The 11,748-nt window shown below is 48.9% G+C and carries 10 protein-coding genes; 6 read left to right on the top strand and 4 right to left on the bottom strand.

Annotated elements, in window-relative coordinates; genetic code table 11:
- Positions 1 to 32: 32 nt before the first annotated feature.
- The gene (locus tag ABT56_RS22495; protein ID WP_047881157.1) at positions 33 to 653 is read right to left on the bottom strand and encodes a BamJ family beta-barrel-assembly machinery protein; all 621 of its coding nucleotides are present in this window, start codon (positions 651 to 653) and stop codon (positions 33 to 35) included.
- Positions 654 to 852: 199 nt separating this feature from the next.
- On the opposite strand from ABT56_RS22495, the gene ABT56_RS22490 reads away from it, so the two are divergent.
- Entirely contained in the window at positions 853 to 1,452 is a 600-nt protein-coding gene (locus ABT56_RS22490; RefSeq protein WP_169753959.1) for a LysM-like peptidoglycan-binding domain-containing protein, read from the top strand.
- A 70-nt stretch (positions 1,453 to 1,522) separates the two neighbouring features.
- Here ABT56_RS22490 and ABT56_RS22485 read toward each other — a convergent pair whose 3' ends face one another.
- From ABT56_RS22485 to ABT56_RS22475, 3 genes are all read right to left on the bottom strand, one after another.
- Positions 1,523 to 2,005, bottom strand: a complete 483-nt coding sequence (locus ABT56_RS22485) for a GNAT family N-acetyltransferase (RefSeq protein ID WP_157037951.1) — start codon at positions 2,003 to 2,005, stop codon at positions 1,523 to 1,525.
- 106 nt (positions 2,006 to 2,111) lie between these two features.
- Entirely contained in the window at positions 2,112 to 2,681 is a 570-nt protein-coding gene (locus ABT56_RS22480; RefSeq protein ID WP_047881155.1) for a Crp/Fnr family transcriptional regulator, read from the bottom strand.
- Between the two features lie 93 nt (positions 2,682 to 2,774).
- Positions 2,775 to 4,742 carry a bifunctional 2',3'-cyclic-nucleotide 2'-phosphodiesterase/3'-nucleotidase gene (locus ABT56_RS22475; protein WP_047881154.1) on the bottom strand — a complete coding sequence of 656 codons (1,968 nt, stop codon included), beginning with the start codon at positions 4,740 to 4,742 and terminating at the stop codon, positions 2,775 to 2,777.
- Positions 4,743 to 5,124: 382 nt separating this feature from the next.
- On the opposite strand from ABT56_RS22475, the gene cysG reads away from it, so the two are divergent.
- The 5 genes from cysG to cysC are packed head-to-tail and all read left to right on the top strand — an operon-like array spanning position 5,125 to position 11,291.
- The gene (gene cysG / locus ABT56_RS22470; protein ID WP_047881153.1) at positions 5,125 to 6,549 is read left to right on the top strand and encodes a siroheme synthase CysG; all 1,425 of its coding nucleotides are present in this window, start codon (positions 5,125 to 5,127) and stop codon (positions 6,547 to 6,549) included.
- Between the two features lie 14 nt (positions 6,550 to 6,563).
- A complete protein-coding gene (cysD, locus tag ABT56_RS22465; RefSeq protein WP_047881152.1) occupies positions 6,564 to 7,472 on the top strand; it encodes a sulfate adenylyltransferase subunit CysD in 909 nt (302 codons plus the stop codon).
- 10 nt (positions 7,473 to 7,482) lie between these two features.
- Positions 7,483 to 8,904: a sulfate adenylyltransferase subunit CysN gene (gene cysN, locus ABT56_RS22460; RefSeq protein ID WP_047881151.1), complete on the top strand. Its 1,422-nt coding sequence runs from the start codon at positions 7,483 to 7,485 to the stop codon at positions 8,902 to 8,904.
- Positions 8,905 to 8,918: 14 nt separating this feature from the next.
- Positions 8,919 to 10,649 (top strand): SLC13 family permease, encoded by a 1,731-nt coding sequence (locus tag ABT56_RS22455; RefSeq protein ID WP_047881150.1) that lies wholly within the window; start codon positions 8,919 to 8,921, stop codon positions 10,647 to 10,649.
- A 30-nt stretch (positions 10,650 to 10,679) separates the two neighbouring features.
- Complete coding sequence (gene cysC, locus ABT56_RS22450) at positions 10,680 to 11,291, top strand: adenylyl-sulfate kinase (protein WP_240478383.1); 612 nt, start codon at positions 10,680 to 10,682, stop codon at positions 11,289 to 11,291.
- Positions 11,292 to 11,748 lie beyond the last annotated feature (457 nt).

Below are 11,748 nucleotides of genomic sequence, written 5' to 3'. Positions count from 1 at the left end.
TGCCTGGGCACCGTCTCTGGATTCCCTGTGAATTACAGGATGTCTAGTAGTTCTACTTCGAACACAAGAGCAGCGTACGGAGGAATAGCGGCACCTGCGCCACGCTCGCCGTAAGCAAGATCTTGTGGGATGTATAGTTTCCACTTTGAGCCTGCTGGCATTAGCTGAAGGGCTTCAACCCAGCCTTTGATTACGCCGGTTACTGGGAATTCTGCTGGCTGGCCGCGTTTTACAGAGCTGTCGAATACAGTGCCGTCAATGAGCTCGCCGTGGTAGTGAACTCGAACAGTCTTGTCTGCAGTTGGGATTTCGCCGTTGCCTGCAACCAGTACTTCGTACTGTAGGCCTGATTCAGTCACTGTTACTTCTGGACGTAGTGCGTTATCTTGTAGGAACGCTTCGCCATCGGCTGCTGCTGCTTTTGCTTGTTCCTGACGAGCTTCTTCTGCGCGCATGTGTAGGTCACGAAGTGCGTTGTTGATGTCATCAACTTCGATTTCTGGCATTTCGCCAGCCAGTGAAGCTGCGATACCTTTAGCGATAGCTGCAACGTTTAGGCCTTCTAGACCGCTTTGAGCTAGCTGCTGGCCCATTTGTAGGCCGATACCGTAACTTGCTTTTGTTTCAACTGTATCTAGTTTAACGTCAGACATAGTGACTTCTCTTTGGTAGAGTGAATAAGGCAAGCAGGATAACAGTTTCCCCCCCTGAGGGTAAACCATTGTGACAAGCTGTTAATTAACAGTGTTAATGCTAAGTACCGGAGTGTTGTTTATGGGACAGGCAAAACGCCGTTCAAAGAATAAGAGTGAATTCTCATGGCCCCGTATCTCCTTTGATAAGGAGGCATTGTTGCGATTGAAGGCAAAGGCGCGAGAAAGCCTAGCTCAGGGGAAGGGGCATTGGCAGGCGCTGCCTAAATTGCACCGTAGGGCGTTGTCAATATTGGTGCCCGTGGTAGCGGTGTTGCTGATTATGCCGACGAGCCTGCCTGTACCGGATGGTGCAAATGAAACGGTGCGTAGGGATTTGGTGCTAGATCTCTCCGAGGATAAGCCGGATCTACGGAATGCCTATGAGAAACGGCCAGAACCGCTTTCACCGGTTCGTCGTCAAGTTGAGTCAGTTACCAATGAGCCCGTTGTTGATGAGCCTGTTGCAAAACCGGTCGCGCGACAGGCTAGTGACAAGTGGATGTCATACAAGGTCAAGCAGGGGGATACCCTTGCGCAGGTATTCAGGGAAAACGCATTGCCTGAGTCGGATTTGTACGCGGTTGTTGAAATCGAAGGGGCCGACAAGCCGCTTAGCCATGTTAAGGCCGGTCAGTTAGTGCGATACAAACTGTCGTCTGATGGGGCATTGGCTGGTTTGCAAGTAGAAGGGCGCGATGGCGAGCCTGTGTTGTTTCTCCGTAACCAAAATGGCAAGTTTGTTCGTCATTACGACTAAGGCTTGCTGTTATGGCGGAAGTATTTCGTCGTTGCTAGAAAAGGCCGCACTGCGGCCTTTTTTGTATCTGTCAGTCGTGTCTGTGCTTTTTTGCTAGTCGCATGTCGATATGCGGAATGCCGTCTTCGAGGTATTCCTCTGAGGTCGGGATAAAGCCGTAACCGGCGTAGTATTTTTGGAGGTGTGACTGGGCGCCGATCTCTATGGTGTTGTCCGGCCAGAGCTGCTCGGCACAGCTCAACCCTTCTCGGATCAGATCATGGCCGATGCCAGTACCTCGCGCGGGCATGGTGGTCAGTACCCTGCCGATACTGACATTGGGATAGGTCGCACCGGGAGGCAGCAGGCGGAGATAGGCGACAAGCTGGTTATTCAGATAGCCGAGGAGGTGATGCGTGCCCAGGGTACGGTCGTGTTCGTCCAGCTCTGGGTATGGGCAGTTCTGTTCGACGACAAAAACATCAACTCTGATTTTGAGTAGTTCGTAGAGCTGGTCGGTTGTCAGTTGGTTAAACGGCAAGCACTGCCATTGTATTGCTGGCGCAGTTGGCATGTTTATTCTCTCGTGTTGTTGGCAGGGTACCTGCCCAGATTACCGTTGGCGACAACGGGAGGCATTAACTATTGTAAATATCTTTTCTTCCCCCGCTATTGGAGGGTTATTCGGTAGCTCCCACGCGCTGCTTGATTCGGCTAAGGCTGGTGGGAGTAATGCCGAGGTAAGAAGCTATCTGGTAATCGGCAAGGCGGGGCAGCAGCTCTGCAAAATGTTCGGTGAACAACTGGTAACGCGCTTCAGGGGTATGTATTAGCATAAAACGTTCTTTTTGCTCCTTGTAACGGAGTTGGCGTTCGATAAGCCGAATATAAAGCGGGTTGTTCTCATTTCGCCATTGGTGGATGAGGAACATGGGGATTGCGAGCAATTGGCTTGCCGATAGGGTTTCGAGAAGAAAAGGGGAGGGCTCGTTTCCAATTAGACTCTCGAAGCCAATCATTACATCCTGATCCCAATAGAACTCTTTGCTAAATTGTTTACCCTCTGCGGTGAGGTAGCATGCATGGCAGATCCCATTGAGCAGAAAGAAGCCATGGCTGGGAATTATCCCCTGATGGAGAAGGACGTGGCGTGTCGGAAGATCAAGAAGCTCGGCATTGATTAGCGTATTTTCGATATCTTTTTTTGAGGCGCCGAGGTGGTGGAGAAAGAGCTCTAGAGGCGTGTTCATGGGATGTGCTGTATTTATGTCTGTTGTGCAGCCATCATAGCAAAAAAATACCGCGGCATTGCCGCGGTATGGTGAGATTTGAGCGTGATAGGCTTACTTTTGATTTTGTAGGTCGATTTGGTAGATGGCAAAACCGATCTTGTCGGTGTCGACCTGCTTCATCGGGTATTGGCCTTTGGTTTTGATAAACTCGGCTGCTTTTTCGCCCTGTGAGGTTTCGAAGGTGATGTTCAGCTTCTTGTCGCTCTTGAGCGGAGTGAAGTGCCAGTTGTTATCGGCACTCGGTACAACTTGTCCCTGCTCTTTGCTGACGCGGCTGATGTAGTCGGCCAGTACAGTGCGGTTTTCGTCAGGCGATGCAAAGGCAATGAACTTCTCGCCGGTACCCGGGAACTTGGCACTGTATGCGCGGTAGTTGTTGGTTGCAATCAAGAACGGTTGCTTAGGGTCAACAGGTTTGCCGTTGAATGTCAGATCCTTGATTCGCTCTGCGTTTTTGTTGATCAGCTTGCAGTCACCGTCAAAACGAGCGGGTTGCGAAATATCGATGTTGTAGTTTACGCCATCAATAACATCGAAGTTGTAGGTACGGAAACCGTCCCAGTTAATAAGTCCCTGCTGAGCTGTGCTGTTTAGGTCAATTTGGTTGAACTGGCCGGCTGAGCATTCCAGCCATTCTTTCAGTTCTTTGCCGGTTACTTTCATTGCAACCAGTGTATTTGGGTAGAGGTAAAGGTCTGCTGCGTTACGGAAGGTCAGCTGGCCCGATTCCACCTCGGTGAAGTTTGTTGGATCGTTACCTCGGCCGCCGGCTTTGAACGGTGCTGCGGCAGACAGTACCGGGATGCCGTCAAGATCAGGATCGCCTTGGATAAAGCGCTCTACATAGTCTTTCTGGGCCAGGTTGACAATCTGTACCGTCGGATCATCTTGAACCAGAGCGAGGAAGCTGTACATGATGTCGCTCGCCTTGCCGATTGGCTGGTTAACGAATTCACGGGTGCCTTTATGATCTTCTTTAACCGCGTTGACCAGATTGCTATCGGCCTCTACAAGCGGTTTTTTGTTGATAGGGTCGAAAATCGGTCGTGCTTCTGTCTGTGCGGAGGTAACCGCCCAGCTGTCGCCTTTCTTCTCAAGTACCAAATCCATCACGCCAAGGTGATCGCCCCAGCGGCCTGGCATTACGGCCGGGATTCCGTTGATGGTCCCTTTCTCAATATCGCTGTTAGGCAGGTTGGCAAATGACTTGCTCGGGAATACGGCGTGTGAGTGGCCAAAGGCAATCGCATCGATACCGTCAACCTCTGTGAGGTAGTAGACAGAGTTTTCTGCCATTGCCTTGTATGGGTCCGCTGATACGCCTGAATGCGGGATCGCCACAATGATATCGGCGCCTTCGGCTTTCATTTGTGGCACGTATTTTTCAGCAGACGCTTTGATGTCTGCAGCTTTCACTTTGCCTTCGAGGTTCTGTTTATCCCACACCATGATTTGAGGCGGGACAAAGCCGATATAGCCGACTTTGACTTCGTGGCTGTTACCGTCGGTATCAACAAACTGATGGGATTTGATGATGTACGGCTGGAACAGTGGTTTTCCTGTTTCTAGATCGTAGACGTTGGCATTGACGTATGGGAATTCAGCTCCGGCAATGGCTTTGTTCAGGAAGTCCAGACCATAGTTGAATTCGTGGTTGCCGATGTTACCTACTTCGTAGTCAAGCTGGTTCATTGCTTTGTAAACAGGATGGACGTCACCGTTTTTCAGGCCTTTGGCTGCCATGTAGTCGCCCATCGGGCTTCCTTGGATCAGGTCACCGTTATCGACAAGGATGCTATTGGTTACTTCAGCACGAGCTTGCTTGACCAGTGTAGCGGTGCGAACCAGCCCGGTTTTCTGGGTTGGCTTATCCTTGTAGTAGTCATAGTCCATGACATTGGTGTGAATATCTGATGTTTCAAGGATACGTAGTTTGATGGTATCGGCTGCGGCAGGACCAGCCATAGCAAGCATACCGCCAAGAATTGCGAGAGATAACGGTTTTGCTGAGAGTTTCATTATGTTCTCCGAGATAACAGAAACAGGAAGCGTGAAAATTGTAACAGCTTAAGTGAAAGCCGCTCTGCTCATAACACCACTATTGTGCGTTGAGTCTCAAATTGCATCTCATGTTTAATGTGATGCATAAGGAATGTGTTGGAAGGCGAGGAGTGAGGGAGCGGATTCGAATAGGCGAAAAAGTGATAGCTTAGTTGAAAACGAACTAACAAAGCTTGATAAAGCAGGATATTAGCTGTTGAAACTTTGCTGTTATCTGTCTCAAGGTCAATCTATCCTTGAAATAACAAATTTGGAATAAAAAATGAAATTTTAGAATTTCAGGTCATATCTACGCCCAACTATAGTGCTTCTATAAATATTATTCGGGAGCTTTGGTGTGATGGATTACTTGCCTATATTTGCGGACTTGCGTCGCCGACCTTGCCTTGTTGTTGGCGGCGGTGAGGTTGCCTGGCGTAAAGCCCGTATGCTAATGAAAGCGGGGGCTGATGTGCGGGTTATTGCTCCCTTATTATCCCATGAGTTTCAGACTGCATTCGACAATGGCCAGATGACTTATCTGGGCGCAGAGTTTTCCCCTAAAGATCTTCAGGGGATATTTCTGGCTATCGCGGCAACCGATCAAAAGTCGGTCAATGCGTTGGTGTACCAGTCGGCCAATCAGCGTCAGGTATTGGTTAATGTTGTTGATGATACCCAGCGTTGCAGTTTCATTGTTCCTTCCATCGTAGATCGCTCTCCTATTATTGTTGCTATTTCATCTTCAGGTAAGGCGCCTGTACTGGCGCGCTTGCTCCGAGAAAAGATTGAAACGATTCTGCCGCAGCATCTCGGTACGATGGCGAGTGTTGCCGGCCTGTTTCGTCTGCGTCTATCCCAAAAAATTAAGTCTCTTTCAGCTCGTCGCCAATTTTGGGAGCAGGCCTTCAATGGGAGGTTTGCCTCTTTGGTCGCAGCCGGACGTATTGATGATGCCAAACGGCAGCTAGAGCTGCAGACGCAAAACACAAAGGCAGAAGGCGAAGTGGCTTTGGTCGGAGCCGGCCCTGGGGATTCCGGGTTGCTGACGTTGAGAGCATTGCAGCTGATGCAGCAGGCCGATGTGGTTCTTTACGATTATTTGGTGTCGGATGCCGTGATGGAGCTCGTCAGGCGTGATGCCGAACAGGTCTGTGTCGGCAAACGAGCTGGTCATCATAGCGTTCCTCAAGAACAAACCAATCAACTGCTGGTGGATTATGCCCGTCAGGGCAAACGGGTGGTGCGGCTAAAGGGGGGAGACCCTTTTATCTTTGGCCGAGGAGCCGAAGAGCTAGAGGTTCTTGCTGATGCCGGGATCCCGTTTGAAGTGGTACCCGGTATTACTGCGGCCGCCGGAGCGACCGCTTATGCCGGGATCCCGCTGACTCACCGAGATTATGCTCAGACAGCTATGTTTATCACCGGGCATCTTAAACCGGGGAGCGGGGCGCTGGATTGGAGCACGCTAGCACGGAGCAAACAGACTCTGGTGATATATATGGGGCTGATGAAGTCTCAGGATATCCAGCAAGAATTGATTCATCATGGCAGAAGACCCGATACCCCCGTGGCGATCATTGAACGGGGAACCCAGTCTGATCAACGTATCTACAAAGGGCAATTGTCTGAATTGGCACAATTGGCTCAGCATGCTGCTTCCCCGTCTTTGATTGTGGTAGGGGAAGTGGTCAACCTTTCAGAAAAACTGCAGTGGTTCAAAAAGCAGGAGCAGCCATTGCTTAACGGTGAAGGGCAGCATTCAACTGTGGTGAAGCTGGCATAAATATGGAGAGAGTAATGGACCCGAAACGATTGACCCATCTAAAGCAGCTGGAAGCGGAAAGTATCCATATTATCCGTGAAGTCGCTGCGGAATTTGATAACCCGGTGATGATGTATTCCATCGGCAAAGATTCATCGGTCATGCTGCATCTGGCGCGCAAGGCGTTTTATCCAGGGAAGATCCCATTTCCGTTATTGCATGTCGATACGGGGTGGAAGTTCCGCGACATGATTAGTTTTCGGGATCGCACGGCAGAAAAATATGGCTTCGAGTTGCTGGTACACCAAAACCAAGAAGGATTGGCGATGGGGGTAGGCCCTTTTACCCATGGATCGTCAAAGCATACCGATATCATGAAGACGCAGGCGTTGAAGCAGGCATTGGACAAGTATGGTTTTGATGCGGCGTTTGGTGGTGCGCGGCGTGACGAGGAGAAATCGCGTGCCAAGGAGCGCGTTTATTCTTTTCGCGATCAGAACCATACATGGGACCCGAAAAATCAGCGGCCGGAGCTTTGGAAAACCTACAACGGACAGATCAACAAAGGCGAGAGTATTCGCGTATTTCCGCTTTCCAATTGGACCGAACTGGATATTTGGCAATACATCTATTTGGAAGGGATAGATATCGTGCCCCTATATCTTTCTGCCGTCCGTCCAGTGGTTGATCGTGACGGCATGCTGATCATGGTTGATGACGAGCGGATGGAGCTGCGTCCAGATGAAAACATTGAGCAAAAGAGCGTCCGCTTTAGAACACTGGGGTGTTATCCGTTGACGGGGGCCATTGAATCAACGGCCGCGACATTGCCTGAAATTATAGAGGAAATGCTGGTGGCGACATCGAGTGAGCGGCAGGGGCGAGCAATCGACCACGATCAGTCGGGATCGATGGAATTGAAGAAGCGTCAGGGATATTTCTAGGGAGAGAAACATGAACAGTGCTATTGAACAGCAGGTGGCAGAGCTCGGTATCGATGCCTATCTCGATCAGCATCAGAACAAATCTTTGCTGCGCTTTCTGACGTGCGGCTCGGTGGATGATGGCAAGAGTACTTTGATTGGACGCTTGTTGCATGACTCTCAGCAAATTTATGAAGATCAGCTTGCGGCTATCCATGCAGATAGCCAAAAGGTCGGTACTACGGGTGATAAGCCTGACTTGGCGCTGTTGGTTGATGGGCTTCAGGCTGAGCGAGAGCAGGGAATAACTATCGATGTGGCTTATCGGTATTTTTCAACCCAAAAGCGTAAGTTTATTATCGCCGATACACCGGGCCACGAGCAGTATACCCGGAACATGGCTACTGGAGCTTCTACCTGTGATGTCGCCGTCATTTTGATTGATGCGCGCAAAGGAGTGCTAGATCAGACCCGTCGTCATTCGTATATCGCAAGCCTGCTGGGGATTCGCCATTTTATTGTGGCTGTAAACAAGATGGATTTGGTGGATTTTGAGCAGCAGCGATTTGAAGAGATCCGGGATGAATACTTGTCGTTTGCAGAAAAGCTGAATCCATCATTGGATATTCACTTGGTCCCTCTGTCTGCCCTTGAAGGGGACAATGTCGTAGATCTCAGTGATCAGACACCATGGTATCAGGGGGCTTCTTTGTTGGAGCTTCTGGAGACGGTAGAGATTGGTAGTCGCAGGGTATTGGGGGAGTTCAGATTCCCCGTCCAGTATGTTAGTCGTCCCAATTTGGATTTTCGAGGATTTGCCGGGACGGTTGCCGCAGGGAGTATCAAGGTTGGTGATGAAATTAAGGCTCTGCCATCGGGCAAGCTGTCAAAGGTCGAGCGGATTGTGACTTTCGATGGGGACTTGCTAGAAGGCTTTGCCGGACAGGCAGTAACTATCACGTTGGCGGATGAGATTGATATTAGTCGAGGTGATACGTTGGTTGCTGCGCAAAGCCAAGTCCCTCTGAGCCACCATTTATTGGCCGATGTTGTTTGGATGGCCGAATCCCCATTAGAAACGGGCCAGCACTATGATATCAAAATTGCAGGTAAGAAAACGGTAGGTATTGTTGAGGCAATCCGTCATCAAGTAGACATCAATACAATTCAGCACTTCGACACTGAGCAATTGCCGCTTAACGGTATCGGGCTGTGTGAGTTGAGGTTGACGGAGGCCGTTGCGGTTGATGCGTATCAGGATTGCCCCGATACGGGGGGCTTTATCGTTATCGATCGCTTGACGAATGTTACTGTGGGGGCCGGGATGATCAGAGAGGCTGTAAAGAGCAAGACGCAGAATACATCGGCTACTTTCAGTGCATTTGAAATTGAGTTGAATACCTTGGTTCGCAAGCATTTCCCACATTGGGATGCGAAAGATATCAGCCTGTAGTAAGGGGCTTTCGAATGGGATGGGAACAAGGGATCGTTCTATCAATGTTGGTTGGGATTGTGTTTTGCCTGCTGGCAACGCGTATCAAACCGGCATACTTGTTTGCGGGAGCGGCATTTATTGGTTTTCAGTGTGGCTTGATTGATCTGGTGGCACTGGCCGGTAACTTCACCAATTCATCATTGCTGACCTTGGTATTGCTCATCCTTGTTTCTATTGCCCTGGAAAAAACGCGATTGGTGAGTTGGGTGGGCAAGCAGATATCCCATGGAGGGCAATCCTCTGTGATAGCCAAGCTGGGGTTATCGACGGCGTTTTTGTCATCGTTCACTAACAATACGGCCGTAGTGGTGTCGTTGATTGGTGCTATTAAGCGCAATCAACGGCATGCGCCATCCCGATTGCTGATCCCGTTGTCGTATACCGCTATTTTGGGGGGAACCTTGACCCTCATTGGTACATCGACAAATTTGATCATTAATAGCTTTGTCGAAGATGCCGGGTTGCCGAGTTTGGGCTTCTTTGCTCCGACAGCGATTGGTTTGGCTGTCTTAGTGGTAGGCCTCGCCATTTTAATCCCTCTGAGTTATTTGCTCCCGGTATATGACGATCAGGTGCAGGATGAACTTTCGTATTTTCTCGAGGCCCGTGTAAAGGCGAACTCTGCTCTGGTGGGGAAAACGGTGGCTGAAAATGGACTGCGAGCCTTGAGACGTTTGTTTCTGGCGGAAATTATTCGAGATGGTCAGCAGTTTGCTCCGGTGTGCCCTGATACCCGGATTGAGGCTGGCGACATCCTTTTATTTTGTGGCGATATAGAGAGTGTCGCAACATTACAGGAAATAGAAGGCGTAGAGTTTTTTGGTCAGCATCATATGAACGGTCAATCGATGGTTGAGGCTATCGTAAGCCATTCTGCAGGAATACGGGGAAGCACACTGAAGGACGTCAGGTTTAGGGAGCATTTTGATGCCGTTGTTGTTGCTATCCGTCGTGGTCATGAGAGATTGGCTGGTGGTTTGGGAAATATAGAATTACATGCCGGTGATACGTTGGTGGTTGTGCCGGGGAAAACGTTCTATGAGAAAAAGCAGCAGCTCAATCGTGAGTTTGTTCTGGTTAATGGATTGGATTCCAGTGCGAAGCTTGATAGCAAAAAGAGTTGTTGGGTTTTGTTAGGGTTTGCATCCGTTATTGGGGCTGCATTAATTGGCGTGTTACCGATTATTAAAGGTCTTGCCTTGTATCTTGTCGGTTTGATCGCGTTGGGGGTTATTTCATTTGCCGAGCTTCGGCGGCGCTTTCCCATCGATATCATCGTGATCGTAGGCTCCGCGTTATCGTTGGCCCAATTGATGATCTCAAGTGGTCTGTCTGCACGAATGGGGGCGTTGCTGATATCAGGGTTTGAATCGGAGGGGATGTATGGTGCATTGATTGCCGTGTATTTACTGACCTTGGTTCTGACGGAATTGGTCACGAATAATGCAGCAGCAGCTCTAGCCTTCCCGATAGCCTATAGTTTGGCTCTAAGCTACGGCGTTGATCCTATGCCTTTTATCATGGCGATATTATTTGGTGCCAGTGCCAGTTTTATATCGCCTTATGGCTATCAGACCAATCTCTTGGTGTATAGCGTTGGCAACTACAAGCTGACCGACTACTTACGAGTTGGATTGCCAATATCGTGCGTCTATTCTGCCGTGGTGTTGGTGTTGATCCCTTATTTGTTTCCCTTTACGTAACTAAATCAAACGGAGTTGATGGTAAGTATCATGGTTGATGTGCGGCAAGATGAGAATATTGTTTGGCACCAATATCAGGTTGATAAGAATTTTAGGGCTAATCAAAAACAGCAGCAGCCCTGTGTTTTGTGGTTCACGGGATTGAGTGGTTCGGGTAAGTCGACAATAGCTGGGGCATTGGAGTCGAGGCTGGTGGCGTTGGGGTATCATACTTATCTTCTTGATGGGGATAACGTTCGGCATGGCCTGTGTAAAGATTTGGGGTTTTCATCAGAAGATAGAAGGGAGAATATTCGGCGCATTGGAGAGGTAGCACATTTGATGCTTGATGCAGGGCTTATCGTTTTGGCTGCATTTGTATCTCCGTATCGAACTGAGCGCTTGCAGGTAAAGGAAAAATTTGGTGCTAACGAATATATTGAAGTATTTGTTGATACGTCGCTGGCTGAGTGTGAAAAGCGCGATCCAAAAGGGCTCTATAGGAAAGCTCGAAATGGTCAACTAAAGGGCCTTACTGGTATTGATTCAGGCTATGAAGTACCGCTGCAGCCTGACATTCATCTTTTTTCTGATGCTTACGCCATAGAAGATATAGTAGAGCAATGTATGACTGTTCTACTTGAGCGGAAGATTATTAATTAATGGTGATATTTTATTTTGGTATATTGATATCTCCTTTCTCCCATAAATTCATCTCGTAATAGTTGGTTTTTAAATGAAAGTATCAGCCCTGATTGATATTAAGGCTGCTTGGTGTGTCTATTTTGTATCTTTTACCGTTTACGTGTCCTTTTTATCAGCAACTGGTGAAAAGTGCCTGTATTTGAGCTTGTGTTCTGTCAGGGTAAGCCTATAATGCGTCCCATACCAACGAGAACGGTTCGACATTGATGATAAGTTCTTTTGGTTGTGTCGATAAACTTTCTTGAGAAATGCGTTGACACTAAAAGGTGATGTGGGTATTATCCGCAGCCTTGTCGCGATAAGCGTCGCGATTGTTCTTTAACAATTTGACCATGCAATCTGTGTGGGCACTCGTGAAAAGATTTAGTCAAAAGATTTAAATCAGTGAACTGAGTGACCAAATCGGTAGCAATAC

It is taken from the genome of Photobacterium aquae (assembly GCF_001029445.1).
Taxonomy (GTDB): domain Bacteria; phylum Pseudomonadota; class Gammaproteobacteria; order Enterobacterales; family Vibrionaceae; genus Photobacterium; species Photobacterium aquae.
This window is presented reverse-complemented; position numbering and strand designations above follow the sequence as displayed.